The organism is Nonomuraea sp. NPDC050547 (assembly GCF_044457345.1).
Lineage (GTDB): Bacteria > Actinomycetota > Actinomycetes > Streptosporangiales > Streptosporangiaceae > Nonomuraea.
In genome coordinates this window covers 113,388-134,278 of sequence record NZ_JBITGW010000026.1, presented here as the reverse complement: position 1 = coordinate 134,278, position 20,891 = coordinate 113,388, and the positions used below count along the sequence as shown (strand labels likewise).

The following is a 20,891-nucleotide window of genomic DNA, read 5'->3' as shown; positions in this document are numbered from 1 at the left end:
GCGGGCCCTCCGCTCCTGGAGCGCGTGCATGACGGGCGAAGGCCTGCGCTACCCCGATCCACTCACCGCGATCACCCCGGACCGGTCAACCGCGAAGATCTGAAAACAAGCCAGACGAACAGCCGCGGCGGAACGGGCTCGACCCGGTCCGCGACGGCGAGGGCGTGGTCCAGGTGCAGACGCCCTGGGGTACCTGGTCTGAAGCCGAGAGGCCCGAGCCATCTTGGGTCAAGCCTGAGGGGGATGGCTCCCCGATTGGCTTCCCAGACATGCGAAAAGGGGCCTCGGATGGCTCCGAAACCCCTTCTGAGCTGGTGGGCGATACTGGGATCGAACCAGTGACCTCTTCTGTGTGAAGGCAAGAAAGCAAGTCTGACAACGTCGATCGGAGTCGATCGGGGGCTTCTCACCTCACAGAACACTCTGGGGAGGTCCAGGGAAGTCCGAGGGAGCCGGAACGCATTGGCTCCCACAATTGGCTCCCACGGCCCCTCTCCGGAGCAGGAGAGGAGCCGATGTGATCTACGAAGCTAACAGGTACGGCCCTGGCCGAAACGACGGGGTCTTCCCTGAGGAGATGCGAGTCCTGGTCAGGTATCCCTTGCACGCCGAGCAGAACGATGATCGCAGCTCATGGCCGTGGCTACCGGGCACCGTCCTGGAGCAGTGCGGCCCGGACGAGTGGTTGATCCTCGTCGAGGTACCCGTCTTGGCCGAACCCGGCCTTGCCGTATCCGACGACGGCACTCCGGGGAGCCCGCTCTCCCCGGCATGCTTCCGCGACTCGACAGAGATCCGCGCCGCTGGCGTTCAGGAATGGTTGCAGGCTCGGAGCGCAACCTGGCGCTGAGAAGGCATGCTTCAAGCAACGAAGGCCCTCCTCGCCATGACGGGTGAAGGGCCTTCGCCGTATGAGCAACTGTTGGGTGCTCCCGATTCCTGTCTGTCACTGGGAGATCAAGGCTTGAGTGGCGTACCCCCATGGGCGTGGGGACGAGTTCCTCACCACGCTGGGCGGAGCGGTCAACGGCGGGTCACCCCCACGGGCGTGGGGACGAGTGGGAGCTCACCGAGAACGGCGTTGAGCAGCTCGGGTCACCCCCACGGGCGTGGGGACGAGAGCGGCAACGTCGACCGGCTCGACTCCTCGGGCGGGTCACCCCCACGGGTGTGGGGACGGGGCTTGGGAGGCGTCGATGTCGACGCCGATCTCCGGGTCGACCCCACGGGCGTGGGGACGAGCATCCACCAGGGGTCATCACGTGACCACTCGTCGGGTCACCCCCACGGGCGTGGGGACGAGTCGTGCGGGCAGGTCCTCGGCCGGGCCAAGGCCGGGTCACCCCCACGGGCGTGGGGACGAGCCGCCCGACCTCATCCCGAACGCCCGCGAGGTCGGGTCACCCCCACAGGCGTGGGGACGAGGAGGACCCGGACCTGATGGCCCTCGTCGCCGCCGGGTCACCCCCACAGGCGTGGGGACGAGCGGCAGCTCGATGAAGGCCAGCCAGCCGAAGCCGGGTCACCCCCACAGGCGTGGGGACGAGCCTGACGGCGTCCAATCCGCCATCGACGCATGCGGGTCACCCCCACAGGCGTGGGGACGAGCCGAGGTCGTTGAACGGCACGGCGAACCTCCACGGGTCACCCCCACAGGCGTGGGGACGAGGCTTTCGCCTCGTAGGTGAGCTGCGCCACCGACGGGTCACCCCCACAGGCGTGGGGACGAGCGGGTCCCGTCGCGCAGCCAGCCGTACCGCGCCGGGTCACCCCCACAGGCGTGGGGACGAGGCCGGTTACACGATCCGGTACGCGCGGCCGAACGGGTCACCCCCACAGGCGTGGGGACGAGCACGCCTGCGGGGTGAGGAAGTCGTCGTGGACCGGGTCACCCCCACAGGCGTGGGGACGAGATGATGTTCGCACCGATCGTCCCAGCCGTGATCGGGTCACCCCCACAGGCGTGGGGACGAGTCCAACGCAGCCGCCGCAGGGTCAAACATCTCCGGGTCACCCCCACAGGCGTGGGGACGAGATCACCTCGGCCTGCTCCTCGACGATCACGACCGGGTCACCCCCACAGGCGTGGGGACGAGGAGGCGGCCACGCACTGGTTTCGCGCGAGGTTCGGGTCACCCCCACAGGCGTGGGGACGAGCTTCTCGCATAGAGGGTCTATGCGGCGTCTCGCGGGTCACCCCCACAGGCGTGGGGACGAGCTCCACGAGCCGAGCATGCCGGCGGTCCAGGACGGGTCACCCCCACGTGGGGGTGAACCGCGCAACTACTGCACCGTATGCCAGGCCTTCCTGAGGTCCCCACGCTCGTGGGGGTGAACCATCGAGAACAGCAACCCGAACGCCAGCTGGAGCGAGGTCCCCACGCTCGTGGGGGTGAACCGGTGAACAAGGATCTCGAACAGGGCAATATGTCGAGGTCCCCACGCTCGTGGGCATGAACCGCGTATGCGGAGGGCTGCCGCCAGGCGGAACCAGAGGTCCCCACGCTCGTGGGGATGAACCGGTCTTGTACGCGTTGTCGGCGCCCTTGTGCTGGAGGTCCCCACGCTCGTGGGGGTGAACCGCTGTGGGATGGTGCCACCATCCAGTACACGACGAGGTCCCCACGCTCGTGGGGGTGAACCGACGACGGGCCCAGCGCGCCGGCCTACCTCGGGGAGGTCCCCACGCTCGTGGGGGTGAACCTGCTGTAGCTGACGCGCTCGGCATCCCGCGGGAGAGGTCCCCACGCTCGTGGGGGTGAACCTCCCCAGGACAGGCGGCCCGCGCGCGAGGAATGGAGGTCCCCACGCCCGTGGGAGTGAACCGACGCAGGGCTGCACGACCCGCGACGTGGTGGCGAGGTCCCCACGCTCGTGGGGGTGAACCGGCTCGCACAGCTCGTGGCTCCAGCCGATCGCCGAGGTCCCCATGCCCGTGGGGGTGAACCAGCGATCACGGAGGCAACGACTGCGTTCGCTAGGGTCGAAGAGAGCAGCATGCGTCCTACCTTCGACTCAAGGGGAACTGAGTTGTGAAGGGTTACGTGCAGGTCGTGACGACTGTGCCTACGGCCACGGAGGGGGCCGAACTTGCCCGCAGCATCGCCGGCGAGCGCCTGGCGGCGGGTATTCAGATCGTAGGTCCGATCAGGTCCGTTTACTGGTGGCGCGGCGTCTTGCAGGATGTGACTGAGTGGCAGTTGGTCATCCTGACCACAGCCGCTCACTTTGATGATCTCGAAAGACATATCAAGGCCAATCACAGCTATGAGACGCCTGAGATCATCGCTACTGACGTCGTGGCGGGCAGCGCTGAGTATCTTCGATGGATTACTGACGAGACGCGGAAAACTGACGCTTCGTCATGATGATGTCCTCCAGGAAGAGGCGCACTGGCTGCTGTACCCGCCATCTCTCAAGCGCTTTTGCGAGTATTTCGAAGCGCGGCAACCAGATGACCGACTCTGTCTCGCGGACCACCGCGAGCCCTTCCCGTGCGGCTCTCGCAGCCTCGTTCGCTGACCCGTGTGCGATATGCGCCATGGCGATATCGCCAAGGATGATGCCCGCGCGCTTCCTGTCCACTTCCGGCAATCGCGCGATTACGGCTCTGGCGACTTCTTCTGCCTCGCTCAGTTGGCCGATCTGCGAGAACGTGGCTATCCGAAACGCATCGAAACGATCCTGATCAAGGAATCGGGTCCAGACACGATCCTCGTCGGGATCGGCGATTTCGAACGCCTCTTGCGCTTCTGCCCATGAGCGGTACGCGTTTTCCTTGTCGCCGAGCGCAGCGCTCTCCTCAGCATGTCTGGCCGCAAGCCACGAGGTCGTCCCGGGTGACGCGGACTTTGGAAGCAAGTCCAGCGCACTGGCCAGGAGGGCTCGGGCCCGACCGTGATTCGCTTTCGAGCTGGGAATGTAGCTTCGGTATCCATAGGCGCACGCGATGATGCTCAGGTCGTTTGCTTCCCTTGCCGCCTTCTCCGCAGTGTCGTAGAAGTTGCGTGCGGTTGGTGGGCTGCCCAGGTCCGACGCGATCCACCCAGCCAGGACGCTGCTTTCGCCGGCCACCACCATGAGGCGCCGACGAAGGTCGTCCTTCGGATCGGATGCCGTGCCATTGAGGATGGTGCCGACTTCCCGCAGGTGGGCCGCAAGGCCCTTGAAGATGGCGTTCGCTGGAAGCATCTCTTCGAGTCGATGGAATCCGGCGGATCTAGCTTCCATCTCACGGACGATTGCCTCGTCAAGGGCGGATGGCTTTGTCAGAGCGAATGAGATCTTCTCCCATGCTTCGCTCTGCGCGAGCGTCGTCGTCGCACCCAGTTGTGCCACCATTCGCAGTAATTCCCGGCGCTTCAATGCCTCGCCTCTTTTCCCGATCGCCTCGGCCAGGAGTTGCAAATCAAAGGTGTCCGTCGGGATTTGCAGCCCATCGCCAACACGTCGGGCATCGTCGCTGCCACCAGGCGCAAGCCCCAGAGACCTACGCAAGTGCGCAGGCATGCCCAAACCATCAGCGATGGACTCAAAGGTAGACTTTGCGGTCGCGAAGCGCTTCCCGGTCTTGTACTCGCTGATGCGCCCTTGTGTGATGCCGGTGAGACCGGCGATCTGTCCTTGCGTGATGCCGTACTTGTTCAGCACGCGGATGACGCCTCCGACATCACGACGTTTGCACACTTCCTCTAGGTCCTGACGTGCGAAAACGCCTGCGAGGACTTCCCGGATGTGCGCTTGGTCCATCGTCATGGCGGGCGTTCCGTTCCCGTGGTAGCGCGCCTACAAGGAAAGGTGAGTCTTCTCTAGTCCATCACATCGTGAGATATCACGGTGAGATTCGCTGGAACCTCCTTGCTTGGGAACCTCACAGAGGCACAGAGCGCACGTCAGCAGCGCTCGGGCGATTCCTTGGCTTCTGGGGAGGTTGTTAGCGAATGAATCCGTATAGATGGATGCTTCGCCACGCCGGCCCCTGTGGTTCCGATCCGCTTTCGCGGCCGGCGGCCAAGGAGGCGCCGTGCCCGTGACCTTGGCTCAGCTGAGCGCGGCCTATCCGGGTTGGCGGATTCAGGACGTGGCCGGGCCTGGAGATGGCTGGTGTGCGATTCGCATCATCGCTGTACCGAAACACACTGGCCTCTCGAACGTGCGGTGTGGAGCGGACCTCGACGAACTACGCAGGCATCTTGAGGCCGAAACCCGGGGTCTGTCCCGGGGGAGATCAGCGGCCTGAGCCCCATAGCGGGTACGGCAGCGCGTGTGCTCTCCGGATAGGTGAGGAGACAGGCCTGGAGGGCTCCCCACCTAGGCGCTGCCGTACCTGATTCCCTCCAGACGCCCCCGGCAGGGCTGGCAGCGTTCCCCAGAGCGCTCGTTCCCACGGCCCTGCCGGGGGTTTTTCGTGTGTGCGCGCCATGCCGCTTGACCTGCGGCGTATCTCACCACCAGATGGCGTGTATCTCACCGCAGGATCTAAACGATCTCATCGCACGATCTCATCTCGCGATGGGGCGGGCCCTTCCGTCAGACCTACCTTCGCACTCGTAGGTCAAGCGCACAGACGGAACGGAAGGGAAGTGATCTTCAGTGACCGGTCTTGAAGGCACTCAGCCAACACGCTTGATCACGGCCACGCGCACCCTTGCCGAGCTGCTGGACATCTGTGCGGACAGCCTTGCTTCCTCGTTTCTTGCCGCCACGGCGTTGCTGCTCGTGATCATCACCCTTCACGCCATTGCCGATGTGCTGGAGAACTGCCCCGACGCGCTCCGTCTCTGTACGACTCAATTCATAAGGAAGGTGATCTCACATGACCGACGACACGATCACTGACGTCCGTCGGGATCAGGTCATCGCCGATCTCCGGAAGCTGGCCGACTTCCTCGACGATCACCCCGAGATCCCGGCACCGATGTACGTGGATGCATCGGTGCTGCCTCGTCACAACGGATCAGCCCAGACCGAAGCACAGGCCGTCACCGAGGTAGAACGAATCGCCAGCCACTTGGGCACGCCTGTGGCTGTCTCCCACGGCAACTACACGACCACGGTCAGCTTTGGAGTGGTCGCCTTCCGGGCTTTCGTCGTCACGGACGAGGCAATGGCGCGTCACAGGGCCTTGGTGTCCTACGAGGGTGCCGTCACTCCCGACGACGAGGCGGTGTGAGTCGTGGACATCGCCGCCCTCATTGTCGTGGCCGCCCTGGTCCTCGCCGCAGCCGCGCTCGCTCTCTTCGCCCTCATGGTGATCTCGATCCGCAGCGATGACCGCCGGCTTCTCAACGGCACTGTGCCCACTCACGCCGACGGGATGACGCGTCGCCTGATCGTCGCGTACGCCCACCGTTGCCACGACACCCCCGCCGTCTGCCCGGAGAGGAGGTGAATGCCTCTTGAGGTCCCTGCCCCGATCCGCCGCCGGCTCATGTTTATGCGGCGCTGCCGTACAGCCCGGTAATCGCAGGTGCGCCAAGTGCCGCGCCCGCTGGCGCTGGCACCGCCGTAAGGCCCTGCACGACGGCATCTGAATCCCCCGACAAGGCATGAGAGGAGGTGAGGCCCATGACCATCACGATTCCCCTGGTCGTGCTGCTGGGCGTGGTCGTGTTCATCGGCCTGCGGTATCTCGGGTTGCGCCTGTGGCAGGCGATCGTGTCCGTCGTGTTCGGCTTCCTGCTGGCAGCAACCGCAGTCGCTCCCGACATCCAGCACGTTCTGAGCGGACTGCTCGACCTGATCACCGACCGATGAGGTCACACTCACCACACCACGACGCCAGTGCCCGCGCGCGCTGGCACCCCACCGCCACGACCAGGAAGGAGCTGCCGTTGGACCCACATCGCCGACCCGAAGGAGGGATGCCCTATGACCCACCGCCACCCCTACCCGCCCGCCCAGCTACAGGAGGTTCTGTCCCGCAACCACACCGCCGTCCACCTCATCGCCGCACTCACCCGATCCACCCCCGCTCACGCTCCCATCTGGGAGCACCTCGACACCGTTCTGTATGACGCTCGCGCCCTCGTAGTCGAACTCAGCCACGTGCGCACCGAGCTGGACAAGACACGCCACAGCCGCGCCAACCTGCTGGCAGCCGCCCAAGCGACGCTCGCAGCCGCCCACGATGGCGAGGCCGATCCGCTGTGGTACGTGCGCGATGAGGTAGCCGCGCAACAGGCCAACGCCTTCCCGCGTGGGGCGGGGGGTGATGCCCAATGACCCACCGCCGTACGTCTCGGCACCAGATGCGCCGCAACGCCCGCCGCATGCGCCGAATGGGTGTCCAGCCGATCGCATCGATCACCGACGACTTAGAGCTTGCGCCCATGATCATCGCGACCATAGGCCGCGCCATGTGGCGCTATCGCTCCGAACTCACCCCCGTCACTATGGCCGCTCTGCTCCTGGCGGCCGCGATGTTCCTGAACGCCGCCTATCGCACGTGGGGGCCGACCATCGCAGGGACTACCGCCCTGGGTGCCGTGGCGGTGCTCATCTGGGGGCAGTGGATCAATCTCAGCCGACCGATCGAACGTGGCTACGCGGCTGTCACCACGGCTTTTGCCGGTGGATGGCTGGCAACCAGCACCGTTCACGGCCCGCTCAACCGACCGCTACCGCTCGTCCTAGGAATCGGGGGTGTGCTGCTGGCCGCACCGTGGTGGGCCCACCGCCGCCGGCGCGCCCGGGTACGCGTCGAACGCACCTTGGCCGCATGGCCGAACATCGCCGAAGCCGTCGCCTTGGCCGGCTCACGCGTGCAGTCGGCACTCGTGGACGTCTGGGGCTACCGCTTCCGGGTCGCCCTGGGACCAGGCCAGACCGTCGAGGACGCCATCGCCAAGGTGCCCGCCCTGGAGTCCGCGCTCGGTGCCAAGCGCGGAGCGGTGCGTGTGCAACCGGTACCGACCAGGGAAGCGAACCGAGCCGACGTGAGGGTGATCGAAACCGATCCGCACGCCGACGCGATCACGTGGCCGGGACCGTCCATCTCCTCGATCACGCAACCCGTCAAGATCGGGCTGTTCGAGGACGGCACCCCGGTCCGCGTCTCCCTGCTGCGACGGCACGCGCTGTTCGGCGGAGCCACCGGGGCGGGCAAGAGCGGCGGCATGAACGTCCTCCTCGGGGAACTCACCGCCTGCCCCGATGTGATCATCTGGGGCGTCGACCTCAAGGGCGGCATGGAACTCATGCCCTGGGCCTCCTGCCTCGACCGCCTGGCCACCACTCCGCAAGAGGCAGAAGGCCTGCTGGCGAATGGGGTGACCATTCTCGACGGGCGCGCGGATCACCTCGCACGAGCCGGCGAACGCCTCTGGACGCCCAGCCCCGCAATGCCGGAACTGGTCATCGTGATCGACGAGTACGCCGAACTCGTCGATGAGGCCCCCAACGCCATCCGGCACGCCGACTCGATCGCCCGACGCGGACGCGCACCCGGTGTACAGCTCGTGGCCGCAACCCAACGCCCCACCCAGAAGGCCATGGGCAAAGGCGTGGTCCGTTCACAGATGGACGTCCGCCTGTCCTTCCGCGTACGCGAGCAACGGGACGTCGATCTGATCCTTGGTCAGGGCATGCTCAAGTCGGGTTGGCACGCCCACCGCCTCGACGCACCCGGCAAGTTCCTCATCTCCGCCCCCGAACACGACGCCCCGAGGCGAGCCCGCGCCTATCTCCTGGCCGACGCCCACGTACAAGCCACCGCCGACCGGCACGCGGCACACCGCCCACAGCTCGACGTCGTGTCGGCCACTGCCCTGGAAAGGGCCGTTCCGGACGACAACCACCCACAACCAGCACGACACGCTCGCTCCGAAGCCATCCAGGATGCGGAACAGGCCCTGGAAGACGCCCTGAAAGCGGCGCCCTCGGACGGGGTGCCGGTCGCCGACCTGATCGCCGCCACAGGCATGGGCCGCCGATGGGTGTACTACCGGCTCGTCCAGCTCGCTCGATCCCAACGCGCCGTCCAGATCACACGTGGACGCTGGCGCGCCGAACCTCACACTCCGTAACTGACGCCGTCTTGTGCACGTGCACGCTCGCGCGCGTCTGCGCGTATAGGCGGGCACACGGGACGTGCACGTGCACGATGCACAACTACCCATCGTGACGTACGAGAAGGGAGTCGCCCACCGGCGAACGAGGGGAGGGATGCACATTCAGGCATACACCGTCGAACAAGTCGCAGAGATGCTGAGCGTTGGGCGTGACAAGGTCTACAGCCTTCTCCGCACTGGTCAGCTCAAGAGCATCAAGATCGGCAAGCTGCGCCGCATCACCGACCGGCACTTAGCCGACTTCGTTTCATCACTGGAAAGCCTCGACGAGGCGTAGAACAGCGTGCTACGTTGCTCTACACGCCGGTCCGCCGGCAAGCGCCTCTTGATAACTGCATGACACACCCGAAAGGAAGCCGTCAATGACGAGCGACCGAACGACCCTGCCACCCGTGAGGGTCGACGCGGAGCTGAAAGACCGTCTCCGCAGGTACGCCGAGTCGCAGGAACGAGATGTGTCGTGGGTGATCAGGAAGGCGATCGAGGAGTACCTCAACCGTCACGAGAAGGGGTGATCCCTTGGCCAAAATCCTGATCGGCAAGTACGAAGCGACCATCTATCCCGAGGGAGTTGGCTACACCGGCGCCATCTCCCTCGGGTTCCTCCCGAACGGCAGACGCCACCGCATCAAGCGCAAGGGCAAGTCCAAGGCGGCGGTCAAGGGCAAGCTGATCAAGGTCGTTGAAGATATTGAGGCGGGCATCGCGGCATCGGAGAACTACACCGTGCACGATGCCATCAAGGACTGGCTCGCCAAAGGTCTCAAGGGGCGATCCGACGCGACCATCGTCAAGCTGACCGGGCTCGCCGAGAAACACGTGATGCCGGCGCTGGGAGCAGGCAAACTCCACGGCTTGATCGCTGACGACGTGGACGAGTGGCTGGACGAGCTCGCCACCCACCTGGCGACCACGACCCTCCGGGAGGTTCACGGCATCCTGAAGCGATCGATCCGACAGGCCCAAGCGCGCAACAAGGTCCTGAGGAACGTCGCCGAGTTGGTGACCACCCCCGAAGGTGTGGACGGACGACCGAGCAGGGCGCTTACCCGAGAGCAGGCGACGGCGGTTCTCAAGGCTGCGGCTTCGACGAATCTGCACGCCTACGTGGTGCTCAGCCTCACCACGGGCGTTCGCACCGAGGAGGCCAGAGCGCTGCGCTGGGACCACGTCGTGGCATGGGTCCCCAAGCTCAAGTCCTGGCGGCCGGTGACGGAGGCTGGGTTCAAGCACAAGAGGTTCGCCATCTACGTATGGCGGACTGTCCGGAGAGGAGGCGACACCAAGACCCGGAAATCACGGAGGACGCTGGAACTACCCAAGCTGGCCGTTCAAGCGCTCCAGCGACACCATGTCCGCCAGGCCGCTCAGAAACTGAAGGCGGGCGAGGCATGGCAGGCTCACCATCTGGTGTTCTGCACGAGCGTGGGCGGCCCGCTGGACGCGGCCAATGTTCGACGCTCCTTCCGTGGGATCACCAAGAACGCGGGGATCGGAACCACCTGGACCCCTCGCGAACTACGTCACTCGTTCGTCTCCATCATGAGTGACCAGGGTGTGCCCATCGAGACCATCGCCGATCTCGTCGGGCACGCGGGCACGAGCGTCACCGAAGCGGTGTACCGTCACCAACTCAGACCGGTGATCACCAAGGGTGCCCAGACGATGAACATCATCTTCGGCGACAGCCAACACGGGTAGAGAGTCCGAGTGGGATGGCTCCCCGATTGGCTCCCGTTGACTTCTCAGACATGCGAAAAGGGGCCTCGGATGGCTCCGAAACCCCTTCTGAGCTGGTGGGCGATACTGGGATCGAACCAGTGACCTCTTCGGTGTGAACGAAGCGCTCTCCCGCTGAGCTAATCGCCCGCCCTGCCTGGCCCCTTTGTGGTGCCCGACGGGGAAAACCATACCGCACTTCCGGAGCAGGTGGCGAAGCGGCGAGCTGCCCCGAGAGGATTCGGGGGGAAACGCGGTGGTTGCCCGTCGGCGTGGCGGCTGGTTGGCATAGCATCGGTCATGTTCGGAAGGCGCTGGGAAAGGGGATCTTTCGCCCGAAAGGTGCCGAGGGCTCGCCGGGGTGGGCTCTACAGCTCGCAAAACCCTTGCAAACACGGCCCGATTGATGCCGTTTAGCCTGGTAGATGCCCAAATGTCCTGCTGTGATGTGCGTTACAGAAGGCCTCAGGAGCGGAATCTTTCCTACAGGTTTCTTCGTTCCGCGTCATAGCTCAGGACGAAGTCCGTCAGAGCAGTAAGCCCCGAAGAGGGGACCCTACGACGAAAAGGTTTGGCTGACGATGAACAGCACCACCGTCTCTGCCGAGCTTGGCCTTCGGCTTGTGGTCCCCGACCGTACGACCGTCCCCCTGCTCGCCGGACTGAGCTACACAGCCGACGACCCGTATGCCATCCGCATGGCCTTCCACGTAGGGAACGACGAACCGGTCGAGTGGATCTTCGCCCGCGAACTCCTGACCGTTGGGATCGTGCGGCGTGTCGGCGACGGCGACGTGCAGGTCTGGCCTGCCCGCGCCGACGGCGAACGCACCCTGCACATCAGCCTGACGTCACCGTTCGGGCAGGCGCTCTTCGAAGTCCCGCTGGCACCTCTCACCGAGTTCCTGCATCGCACCTACGAGAAGGTGCCCGCAGGCAGGGAGACCGACTTCATGGACCTCGACGCCGAGCTCACCAACATGCTCTGGCCGTCCTGACCCCCTCGGCCGCGCCTGCCCGGCCGTACCAGACCCCCATGGCAGGATGGGAGGCGCCGTGAACCTCCTCGAAGTCTTCAGCGAACCCGCCGCGCGTGAGCACGTGGTGCGCTGCCGCGCGTGCCGGCATGTTCTGCGCGCACCCGAGTCGCGCTGGGCCAGAATCGGCCCGGAATGCGCCGAACGCCTCGGCCTTGCCAGGCGTAAACCGGTGCGGATCCGGGCCGCCGCGGCCCACTGGATGTGCGAGGGCCAGCTCGATCTCCTGGCTCAGAGGCAGGAGACCGAGTCGCGGTAGCGCCTGACGACCCGGTGCCGCCGTCGCGATCAGGGGCGGAGCCGTACCACGGAAGGGTCGAGAGAGCCGCCGAGCAACTGGATCGTGCGGGTCAGTTCGGCGCGGACGAGGTCCAGCACGCGGTCCACCCCCGGCTCGCCCGCGGCCATCAGCCCGTAGAGGTAGGCGCGGCCGATGAAGCACGCGCGCGCCCCCAGCGCGAGCGCGGCGGCGACGTCGGCCCCGCCGCGCACGCCGCCGTCCAGGTACACCTCCGCGCGGTCGCCCACGGCCTCGGCCACCCGGGGCAGCAGTTCCAGGGGCGTGGCCGCGCGGTCGAGCTGGCGGCCGCCGTGGTTGGAGACGGCGATCCCGTCGATCCCGGCCTCGGCCAGGGCGACCGCGTCGTCCACGCGTTGCACGCCCTTGACCACCAGCGGACCGCCCCACGCCCCGCGGATCCACTCCAGGTCGGCGAAGGTCACGCCCGGGTCGAACATGAGGTTGGTGATCCCGGCCAGATCGCTGCCGCCCATGGTGGCGAAGGTGAGGGGTTCGCTGGTCAGGAAGTCGAACCACCAGGCCGGATGCCGCGCCACCCGCAGCGCGCTGCCCCAGCGCAACGTCGGCGGCATGGTGAGGCCGTGCCGTACGTCACGCAGCCGCGCGCCGGCGACCGGCACGTCCGCGGTGACGACCAGCACGTCCATGCCCGCGTCGCGGGCGAGGTCGAGCGCGGCGCGGCTGCGTCCGCGATCGCGCGCCACGTAGAGCTGGAACCAGTTCCACCCGCCGGGCGCGGCGCGCGTCACCTCGGGCGCGGGCGTGGTCCCCATGGTCGACAGCGTGTACGGCACGCCCGCCCTGGCCGCGGCCCGCGCCACCGCCTTCTCCCCGTCGCGGTGCATCATGCGTGTGAACCCGGTCGGCCCGAGAACGAGCGGCATGCTGATCTCCCGCCCCAGCACCCGCGCCGTCAGCGGCACCTCGCCGACGTCGCGCAGGATCCGCGGCCGGAACTCCACCCGAGCGAACGCCTCGCGCGCCCGCGCCATGGAGATCTCGTCCTCCGCCGCGCCGTCCACGTAGTCGAAGACGAGCCGGGGAGCCCGTCGCCTGGCCAGCAGCCGGATGTCGGCGACGTCGGCCGCGGCCAGCAGCCGGTCCCGCCTGCCGAGGGGCGGCAGCACCGCCCGCAGGTCGCGCCACCGGGGAAACCGCCGTCCATCGCCCATCCGACCATTACACGAAATTTGCCGTCACTCGCGATAGCGTTGAAGCCATGATCGGGGAGCTCGTCGCCGACACGCCCGCCGCCCAGGCGCTCCACGCCGAGCTGGTGGCCCGCTGGTCGGAGCCGCATCGCCGCTACCACACGCTCACGCACCTGCGCGCGGTGCTCGCCGCCGTCGACGACCTCGCCGACCTGGCCGGTGATCCTGTGGCGGTACGGCTGGCCGCCTGGTTCCACGACGCGGTCTACGACGGCCGGCCCGGTTGGGACGAGGAACGCAGCGCCCAGATGGCCCAGCGCCGCCTGCCTGCCTGTGGCGTACCGGCGGAGCGGGTGGCCGAGGTGGCCAGGCTGGTCCGCCTGACCGCCGCCCACGACACCCTCCGGGACGGCGACGCCAACGGCGCGGTCCTGTGCGACGCCGACCTCGCGGTCCTGGGCCGGCCCGGATACGAGGTGTACGCGGCCGACATCCGCCGGGAGTACGCGCATGTGCCGGACGAACTGTTCGCGGCCGGGCGGAGCGCGGTGCTGGCGCGGCTGCTGGCCGTACCCAACCTCTACCGGACGGAACGCGCCCGCGCGCTGTGGCAGGAGCGCGCCCGCCACAACATGAGCGCCGAACTGGCCGCGCTCGGGGGCTAGGCGGCGTAGTTGCGCAGGACGGCCAGGGCCTGGGCGGCGTGCGGGCCCGTGGCCTGGAGCGTGGAGTCGGCCGGGGCCAGGCGGCGGGCGCCCACCAGGCAGAACTCGGCCGCGGGACCGGTGATGACCGACGGCGAGCCGGGGTCGCCGTAGTGCCACGAGCCGCCGTCGGGGGCGGTCAGGACGCAGTGGACGGGTTGGGGTTCCAGGCCGGCCAGGGTGAAGGCGTAGGGCAGGGTGCGGTGGCCGAGCCAGGCGATGTGGCGCAGCCGCGCGGTGGCGGGGTAGGCGAGGCCGAGCGGCGCGGTGACGTCGTAGGCGTGCGCCCAGTGCTCGGCCAGGCGGGTGGTGGCCAGGGTGCCCGGCGACAGGGTGCCGGCCACCCACGTCAGGCGGGATCGCGGCGGGTGTCCGGCCAGGGCGGGCGGGGTGGCGAAGGCCGCCGCGCGCCAGCGGGCCAGCAGCGCGTCCGGGGTGATGTCGCGCTGGGCCGCCACGAGGCCGGCGGCCATGCCGTCCACGTCGCTGACGGCCGGGTCGCGGGCGAACAGGCCGTCGTGGCCGTCCAGGGAGGCGGTGACCAGCTCCTCGGTCTGGGCGAGGTGGAGCACGACGTCGGAGACGGTCCATCCCTCGGCGGCCGAGGGATGGGACCACTGCGCGGGGGTGAGGGCGGCGAGGACGGAGTCCAGCTGCCGGTACTCGGCTTCCAGGTCGCCGAAGATGTCCGTCATGAGCCCACCGTACCGAATAATGTTCTGGCTTACGACGATCGTTTACGGCGCCGCAGCCCGCCCTCGGTCAGCCGCCTCAGCAGTTCCCGGCTGCTGACCGCCTCGGCGCCCAGCGACACCGCCTGGGCGTGCACGGTCTCGGGGACGTCGTAGTGGTCGCGGTCGAAGGCGCGCACCGGCACCCCGAGGCGCCCCGCGAACGCGTGCAACTCCTCCAAAGAGGTGTCGCTGACCAGGTGGGACCACATGAGGCCACGCGGCCCCGGCCAGTTCGGCGGATCAATGAGGACGGTCATCCCTCACATTGTCTACGAAACCGGCACCCGCCCGCGTACCTCCAGCTCGCTGAGGTCGGCCACCACCAGGTCGGCGCCCAGTTCGCGCATCTCCGCCGCGCGGCCGTTGCGGTCGACGGCCACGACCAGCCCGAAACCGCCCTTCCTGCCCGCTTCCAGGCCCGGCAGGGCCGCTTCGACGACGGCGGCGCGGGCGGCCGGAAGGTCCAGGCGGCGGCAGGCCTCCAGGAACAGGGCGGGGTCGGGCTTGCCGGGCAGGTTCATGAGGGCCGCGTCGTTGCCGTCCACGACCAGGTCGAACAGGTGGGCGACGCCCGCCCCGGTGATCAGCCTGCGGCCGTGGGTGCTGGAGGTCACCGCCGCGGTGCGGCAGCCCCGGCGGCGCAGCTCGTGCAGGAGCGCGACGGCCGAGGGGAAGGCGGCCACGCCGTACTTGTCGACCTGGGCCTGGAACTCCAGATCCTTGGCCCGTCCCAGGCCGTGCACGGTCGGCGCGCCCGGCTCGTCGTCGGGCGAGCCCGCGGGCACGGTGATACCGCGCGAGGCCAGGAAGGTGCGCAGCCCATCCAGGCGGGGGCGTCCGTCGACATGGCGCACGTAGTCGGCGCGGATGTCGAACGGCGCCGAGCGGCCACGCAGGAATCCGTCGAAGACATGCTTCCACGCGGCCGCGTGCACCCGCGCGGTGTCGGTCACGACGCCGTCGCTGTCGAACACGACGGCGCCGATGGCGCTCAGGTCGATGGCGTGTCCGTTCACATACGTGACGTTACGCCGCCGATCTGCCGTCTACCAGGCGACGGGGAGCTTCTCCAGGCCGTACACGATCGCGAGCTTCCTGAAGGGCACCTCGCCGTCCACCCGGAGGTTCGGGAAACGGCGCAGCAGCGCCGGATAGGCGATGCGCATCTCCATCTGCGCCAGCGGGGCGCCGATGCAGCGGTGGATGCCGTGCCCGAAGGCCAGATGGGAACCGGCGCTCTCCCGGGTGGGCACGGCCGTGTCCATGCTCTCGCCGAGCGCGGGGTCGCGGTTGGCGGCGGTCAGCGAGCACAGCACGAGCTGGCCCTTGGTGATGGGCGTGCCGAACAGGTCGAGGTCCTCGCGGGCGAAGCGCGGGAAGGCCACCTGCACGACCGTCATGTAGCGCAGCAGTTCCTCGACGACATGGTTGACGTAGCCGTCGACCTCGCGGACCTTGGCGGCCTCGTCCGGGTTGTTCATCAGCCAGAGCGAGCCGAGGGCGAGCATGCTGGTGCTGGTGTCGTGGCCGCCGGTCAGCAGGCCGTCGGCCATGCTGGCGAGCGTGCGGTCGTCGAGCTCGTCGCCGTGCTCGCGCAGCAGCTGGCCGAGCAGGCCGTCGCCGGGGTTCAGGCGCTCGCGGGCGACCAGGTCGGTCAGGTACGTCATCGCGTCGTTGATCGCCTGCAGCGACGCCTCGGGTCCCGCCGTGAAGTCGAAGCGGTCGGTGCTCAGCTTGAGGAAGTCCGACCTGTCCGCGTACGGCACGCCGAGCAGCTCGCACACCACCAGCGACGGGATCGGCAGCGCGAACGCCTCGACCAGGTCGGCGGTGCTGCCCGCCGCCTCCATGCGGTCCAGGTGCTCCTCGACCATGGCCTCGATCCGGGGCTCCAGCCTGCGCAGGCGGCGCATGGTGAACTCCGGCGTCAAGTACTTGCGCAGCCGCGTGTGCTCGGGCGGGTCGCGGAAGCCGAGGCCGCCCGGGTCGTCCTGGTTGGACCCCAGGCCGATCACACCGGCGAAGTCGTTGCTGAACCGCTCGTGGTCACCCAGCACGGCGCGGACGTCGTCGTAGCGGGTCACCAGGTACACGGTCTGGTCGCCGGGGATCTCCATCGGGAACACCGGCTGTTCTGTGCGGATCCGGGCCAACTCGGCCACGGGGTCGAAGCCTTCGCGCATGAACTGCACGAGGGGAAACTCTGACTCAGACATCAAACCCATCCTGCCGGAGGCGTCATCGCATTTTGTCGGGATAAATCCCGTTATAGATGGTCCCACCTGCTGACGGGCCTTCGTCCACCCCCATCCACAACCCTCAGATTCGGTACGGCAGGGCGCATCCGCACGCCACGTTACGCACGCCGGACGCCCCGCGCCTCCGGTGTGCCCGCAAGCCCGGGGCATCTGGGGGGAACGGCGGCCCGAAATGGGGGTACGACCGGGGTTTGCCCCGACCCAAGCCCCCCGCCGGCCATCGTGAGCAACCTCTCAACCCACACCCGCCCCAGGGAACCCCTGCTCACCCCCGACTCCCACCCTCCGCCCTCTGGCTTCCGAGGCCCAGGATCGCTCCCGCCCTCTGGCCTCCGGCTCCCAGCCCCCGGGGCGCGACCGCTGCCCAGGAGGGGTGCGGCGATGCCGAGCGGTGGCCGGGCTACGGTCGACGGGCTTGGCCTTCCGCTCACGGGTTGTCCCGGCTCGGGCCAGGGGGGTGATGGCTGCTCGGGAGCGGTGCGTCGGCCGTGGCGACGTGGGGCGGTGGCGGGTTCGGGTCAGGGGGTGTCGAGGAGGGGTTGGATGAGGGGGGCGTACCAGGTGACCAGGTCCTCGGGGGAGGCGGTGGCGGGGCCGGGAAGTCGGAGGCCGTAGCGGGCCAGGGCCAGGCCCAGGAGCTGGGCGGTGATGAGCTGGGCGCGCAGGGCGGTGTCGGGGCCCTGGAGGTGGCCGGCCAGGCGGGTGGTGAATTCGCGTTCGACGTACTCGCGCACCATTTCGGGTGACTGGCCGGAGCGCAGGAGCGCCAGCGGGCCCATCCCGCCGGCCTCGTCGAAGGCGGCCAGGAAGCCGCGGACGATGCGGGCCGCGGCGCCGTCGAGGCCGTCCGCGAGCAGGTCGTCCAGCGGGTCGCGCGGGCTCACCGGCCCCTCCAGCGCCGCCGCGAACAGCTTGTCCTTGCTCCCGAAGAAGTAGTGGATCATCGCCGGATCCACTCCGGCGTCGGCGGCGATGGACCGCACGGTGACGGTGTCGTATCCGTGGGAGACGAAGCGGGCCCGCGCCGCGTCGAGGATGCGCCGGCGGCTCTCTTCGCCGCTGCGCCACCTGCCGCGCCGCCCGGCGCCCGTCCCGCTCATGGTGAGAGTGATCCTACTTTTCTCCATCGCCGTTGAAGAAAGCATGTGAACTCTGGCAAAATTCTTCACCAACGACGAAGAAATGAGGCCGGTCATGCCGTACCCCTTCATCGCGACCTTCGAGGAGCCGGACCGTGAGCGGGTGGGCGGCAAGAGCGCCAATCTCGGCGAGCTGACCCGTGCCGGGCTGCCGGTGCCCGGGGGCTTCTGCCTCACCACCGCCGCCTACGAGGCCTTCGCCGGGGACGGCATGGGAGCCCTCCACGCCGAGCTCGACGCGCTCGACCACACCGACCTCGCGGCGCTCGCCCACGCCGGCGCCCGGGTGCGCGCCCACCTCATGGACCTTCCCATGCCCCCGGACGTCGAGGCCCAGCTCCTGGCCGCCTGGAACGAGGCGGGCCCCGGGCGCGCCTACGCCGTGCGCTCGTCGGCGACCGCCGAGGACCTGGCCGGGGCGTCCTTCGCCGGACAGCAGGACACCTTCCTCAACGTCGTCGGCCGCGAGCAGCTCCTCGACGCCGTCCACCGCTGCTGGGCCTCGCTCTACACCGACCGCGCCATCGCCTACCGCGCCCGCCGCGGCTTCGGGCACCGCGGCGTCCGCCTCGCCGTCGTCGTGCAGCACATGGTCGAGCCCGAGGTGTCGGGCGTGATGTTCACCGCCGACCCGGTCTCCGGCGATCGCCGCGACATCGTGGTCAACGCCTCGTGGGGGCTGGGCGAGTCGATCGTGTCCGGGCTGGTCGACGCCGACCTCTACCGGGTACGGCACGGCGTCGTCACCGACCGCGTCCTCGGCGGCAAGAAGGTGACGATCGAATCGCTGCCCGGCGGCGGCACGCGTACCGTCGAAAGCACCGAACGCGGACAGGCGCTGCCCGACGCCCGGATCCGCGCGCTGGCCGAGCTGGGCGCGCGCATCCAGCGCCACTTCGGCACGCCCCAGGACGTCGAGTGGACCTGGGCGCGCGGCCGCTTCCACATCGTGCAGTCGCGGCCGATCACCTCGCTGTTCCCCGTTCCCGAGGGGGCGGGGCCGAGGGTGTACTTCTCCTTCGGTCACCAGCAGATGATGACCGACGCCATCAAGCCGCTCGGACGCTCGGTCCTGCGCACGTTCTTCCCCTTCGGCGGCTCGGCGATCGGCCAGGAGAGCCCCTACCTGGTGCCCGCGGGCGGCCGCCTGTACATCGACGTCACCCGGGTCCTGGCCACCCGCCTCGGACGGCCGCTGCTGCTCCGCGCCCTCGCCGGCATGGACGAGCAGGCCGCCGCCGCGCTCGCCCGGGTGGCGGAGCGGCCTGAGTACCGCCGGAGCGGCCTCCGCGGCGAACTGGCCGTCGCCCGCTTCGCCGCCCGGACCCTCGGCAAGATCGTCAAGAGCCTGCTGCGCCCCGGAGCCGCCCGCGCGGAGGCGGAGGCGTTCATCGCGCGCACGCTGCGCCGGGCCGGGGCGGAGATCGGCGCGAGCACCGGAGCCGAACGCGTGCGCCGCATCCAGCGCACGATGCGCCACGTGCCGATCCGCATGTACACCGAGGTGCTGCTCAAGCCCGTCGCCGGCATGCTGGCCGGGGCCGTCGCCGCCGCCCTGAGCAGGCGCTGGCTCGGCGACGACGCGGAACTGCCCGCGCTCACCAGGTCGCTGCCAGGCAACGTCACCACCGAGATGGGCCTCGCCGTCGGCGACCTCGCCGACCTGGCCCGCGACGACCCCGGCGTGCTCGCGTTCCTGCGTGACCCGCCGCACCCGCTGGTGTGGCCGGAGGGCGCGTTCACGCGCGCCTTCGAGGACTTCCTGCGCCGGTACGGCATGCGCGCCCCCGGCGAGATCGATCTCACCAGGCCGCGGTGGCGGGAGGATCCGGAGCAGTTGTTCGCCGGGATCCTGGCCAACGTCGAGACGACGGAGCCGGGGGAGCACCGGCGGCGCTTCCGCGACGGCGAGCGGGAGGCCGTGCGGGCGGCGCGGCGGCTGCGCGCCCGCCTCCTGGCGACCGGGGGCGGGCAGGCCAAGGCGGTGGTGATGGCGCGGGTGGTGCGGGTCTACCGGGAGTTGCTGGCGCTGCGGGAGCACGACAAGTACTTCACCGTGCGGCTGTTCGACGTCTTCGGTGCGGCGGTGCGCGAGGAGGCGGCAGGGCTGGTGGCGAACGGGCTGCTGGAGGCCGTGGACGACGTTCACTACCTGACGCTCGGGGAACTGCGCGGCCTGCTGGCCGAGGGCGGGCCGGCCGTACCGGTGAAGGAGCGGCGGGAGGCGCACGCGGCGGATGCGCTCCTGCGCCCGCCCAGGGTGCTGACCGGCGACGGCGAGGCCGTCGCCGTGGCGCGGGCGGCGCCGGAGCGGGAGGGCGTGCTGGCCGGGCAGGCGGTCTCGGCGGGGAGCGCGGAGGGACGCGCCAGGGTCGTCCTGCGGCCGCGGGACGCGCGGCTGGAGCCGGGGGACATTCTGGTCGCGCCGTACACGGATCCGGGGTGGACGCCGTTGTTCGCGGCGGTGAGGGGGCTGGTGCTGGAGGTGGGCGGGATGATGACGCACGGCGCGGTCGTGGCCCGTGAGCTGGGGCTGCCCGCCGTCGTCGGGGTGGACGGGGCGACGACGGCGATTCCGGACGGGGCGCGGATCCGGGTGGACGGCACCCTGGGTACCGTGCACCTCCTGTGACGGGAGAAAATGATGGGGCGAGACCGGTTTGGCGTACAAGAGGGCGACATTCTGCGATGATCTCGCTGTATACAGTCGGACATCCAACCTGACGGACAGTGACTGATGCCCCCATTTGAGGAAATCGCCGCTTTTGTCGCGGAAA

The 20,891-nt window shown here is 68.7% G+C and carries 21 protein-coding genes, 1 tRNA gene and 1 CRISPR repeat array; of the genes, 14 read left to right on the top strand and 8 right to left on the bottom strand.

All coding sequences use genetic code 11. The annotated features are described in order from the left end of the window. Positions 1-970 precede the first annotated feature (970 nt). Positions 971-2,947: a CRISPR direct-repeat array (repeat unit 28 nt; unit sequence GAGGTCCCCACGCTCGTGGGGGTGAACC). A gap of 85 nt (positions 2,948-3,032) precedes the next feature. Continuing rightward, entirely contained in the window at positions 3,033-3,368 is a 336-nt protein-coding gene (cutA, locus tag ACIBHY_RS47990) for a divalent-cation tolerance protein CutA (protein ID WP_397310275.1), read from the top strand. Here the strand turns inward: cutA and ACIBHY_RS47985 are convergent. After that, positions 3,331-4,755 carry a helix-turn-helix domain-containing protein gene (locus tag ACIBHY_RS47985; protein ID WP_397310274.1) on the bottom strand — a complete coding sequence of 475 codons (1,425 nt, stop codon included), beginning with the start codon at positions 4,753-4,755 and terminating at the stop codon, positions 3,331-3,333. The genes cutA and ACIBHY_RS47985 overlap by 38 nt on opposite strands. Before the next feature lie 837 nt (positions 4,756-5,592). Between ACIBHY_RS47985 and ACIBHY_RS47980 the strand changes: the two genes are divergently transcribed. The 9 genes from ACIBHY_RS47980 (at position 5,593) to ACIBHY_RS47940 (ending at position 10,772) form a co-directional block, all read left to right on the top strand. Beyond that, positions 5,593-5,838, top strand: a complete 246-nt coding sequence (locus tag ACIBHY_RS47980; protein WP_397310273.1) for a hypothetical protein — start codon at positions 5,593-5,595, stop codon at positions 5,836-5,838. Further along, on the top strand, positions 5,816-6,172 hold the full coding sequence (locus tag ACIBHY_RS47975; RefSeq protein WP_397310272.1) for a hypothetical protein: 357 nt from the start codon (positions 5,816-5,818) through the stop codon (positions 6,170-6,172). The genes ACIBHY_RS47980 and ACIBHY_RS47975 overlap by 23 nt, the downstream gene beginning before the upstream one ends. A 3-nt stretch (positions 6,173-6,175) precedes the next feature. Further along, positions 6,176-6,391: a hypothetical protein gene (locus ACIBHY_RS47970; protein ID WP_397310271.1), complete on the top strand. Its 216-nt coding sequence runs from the start codon at positions 6,176-6,178 to the stop codon at positions 6,389-6,391. 176 nt (positions 6,392-6,567) lie between these two features. Next, positions 6,568-6,756, top strand: a complete 189-nt coding sequence (locus ACIBHY_RS47965) for a hypothetical protein (protein WP_397310270.1) — start codon at positions 6,568-6,570, stop codon at positions 6,754-6,756. 114 nt (positions 6,757-6,870) lie between these two features. Next, complete coding sequence (locus tag ACIBHY_RS47960; protein WP_397310269.1) at positions 6,871-7,224, top strand: hypothetical protein; 354 nt, start codon at positions 6,871-6,873, stop codon at positions 7,222-7,224. Between the two features lie 26 nt (positions 7,225-7,250). After that, positions 7,251-9,026 carry a cell division protein FtsK gene (locus ACIBHY_RS47955; RefSeq protein ID WP_397310268.1) on the top strand — a complete coding sequence of 592 codons (1,776 nt, stop codon included), beginning with the start codon at positions 7,251-7,253 and terminating at the stop codon, positions 9,024-9,026. 139 nt (positions 9,027-9,165) lie between these two features. Next, positions 9,166-9,348 carry a helix-turn-helix domain-containing protein gene (locus ACIBHY_RS47950; protein ID WP_397310267.1) on the top strand — a complete coding sequence of 61 codons (183 nt, stop codon included), beginning with the start codon at positions 9,166-9,168 and terminating at the stop codon, positions 9,346-9,348. A 115-nt stretch (positions 9,349-9,463) separates the two neighbouring features. Continuing rightward, a complete protein-coding gene (locus ACIBHY_RS47945; protein WP_184961950.1) occupies positions 9,464-9,586 on the top strand; it encodes a CopG family ribbon-helix-helix protein in 123 nt (40 codons plus the stop codon). Between the two features lie 4 nt (positions 9,587-9,590). Beyond that, entirely contained in the window at positions 9,591-10,772 is a 1,182-nt protein-coding gene (locus ACIBHY_RS47940) for a tyrosine-type recombinase/integrase (RefSeq protein WP_397310266.1), read from the top strand. A gap of 93 nt (positions 10,773-10,865) precedes the next feature. Here ACIBHY_RS47940 and ACIBHY_RS47935 read toward each other — a convergent pair. Beyond that, positions 10,866-10,940, bottom strand: a tRNA-Val gene (locus ACIBHY_RS47935). Positions 10,941-11,371: 431 nt separating this feature from the next. Here ACIBHY_RS47935 and ACIBHY_RS47930 point away from each other — a divergent pair. Beyond that, on the top strand, positions 11,372-11,788 hold the full coding sequence (locus ACIBHY_RS47930; protein WP_020547189.1) for an SsgA family sporulation/cell division regulator: 417 nt from the start codon (positions 11,372-11,374) through the stop codon (positions 11,786-11,788). Positions 11,789-11,846: 58 nt separating this feature from the next. Then, positions 11,847-12,086 (top strand): DUF6011 domain-containing protein, encoded by a 240-nt coding sequence (locus ACIBHY_RS47925; RefSeq protein WP_397243698.1) that lies wholly within the window; start codon positions 11,847-11,849, stop codon positions 12,084-12,086. 29 nt (positions 12,087-12,115) lie between these two features. Here the strand turns inward: ACIBHY_RS47925 and ACIBHY_RS47920 are convergent, their stop codons facing one another. Then, positions 12,116-13,300: an alpha-hydroxy acid oxidase gene (locus tag ACIBHY_RS47920; RefSeq protein WP_397310265.1), complete on the bottom strand. Its 1,185-nt coding sequence runs from the start codon at positions 13,298-13,300 to the stop codon at positions 12,116-12,118. 47 nt (positions 13,301-13,347) lie between these two features. On the opposite strand from ACIBHY_RS47920, the gene ACIBHY_RS47915 reads away from it, so the two are divergent. After that, the gene (locus ACIBHY_RS47915; protein ID WP_397310264.1) at positions 13,348-13,944 is read left to right on the top strand and encodes a metal-dependent phosphohydrolase; all 597 of its coding nucleotides are present in this window, start codon (positions 13,348-13,350) and stop codon (positions 13,942-13,944) included. Here the strand turns inward: ACIBHY_RS47915 and ACIBHY_RS47910 are convergent. The 5 genes from ACIBHY_RS47910 to ACIBHY_RS47890 all read right to left on the bottom strand — a co-directional run bounded on the left by ACIBHY_RS47910 (position 13,941) and on the right by ACIBHY_RS47890 (position 18,075). After that, on the bottom strand, positions 13,941-14,678 hold the full coding sequence (locus ACIBHY_RS47910) for a maleylpyruvate isomerase family mycothiol-dependent enzyme (protein ID WP_397310263.1): 738 nt from the start codon (positions 14,676-14,678) through the stop codon (positions 13,941-13,943). The two genes, ACIBHY_RS47915 and ACIBHY_RS47910, sit on opposite strands and share 4 nt — an antisense overlap. A gap of 29 nt (positions 14,679-14,707) precedes the next feature. Further along, the gene (locus ACIBHY_RS47905) at positions 14,708-14,974 is read right to left on the bottom strand and encodes a DUF4031 domain-containing protein (protein ID WP_379622405.1); all 267 of its coding nucleotides are present in this window, start codon (positions 14,972-14,974) and stop codon (positions 14,708-14,710) included. 12 nt (positions 14,975-14,986) lie between these two features. Continuing rightward, positions 14,987-15,733: an HAD family hydrolase gene (locus ACIBHY_RS47900; RefSeq protein WP_397243706.1), complete on the bottom strand. Its 747-nt coding sequence runs from the start codon at positions 15,731-15,733 to the stop codon at positions 14,987-14,989. Positions 15,734-15,763: 30 nt separating this feature from the next. Beyond that, the gene (locus ACIBHY_RS47895) at positions 15,764-16,933 is read right to left on the bottom strand and encodes a cytochrome P450 (protein ID WP_397310262.1); all 1,170 of its coding nucleotides are present in this window, start codon (positions 16,931-16,933) and stop codon (positions 15,764-15,766) included. Positions 16,934-17,493: 560 nt separating this feature from the next. Beyond that, positions 17,494-18,075 carry a TetR family transcriptional regulator gene (locus ACIBHY_RS47890; protein ID WP_397310261.1) on the bottom strand — a complete coding sequence of 194 codons (582 nt, stop codon included), beginning with the start codon at positions 18,073-18,075 and terminating at the stop codon, positions 17,494-17,496. A gap of 94 nt (positions 18,076-18,169) precedes the next feature. On the opposite strand from ACIBHY_RS47890, the gene ACIBHY_RS47885 reads away from it, so the two are divergent. Next, positions 18,170-20,746, top strand: coding sequence for a phosphoenolpyruvate synthase (locus ACIBHY_RS47885; protein WP_397310260.1), 2,577 nt, complete (start codon positions 18,170-18,172; stop codon positions 20,744-20,746). The last annotated feature ends 145 nt before the right edge of the window (positions 20,747-20,891 follow it).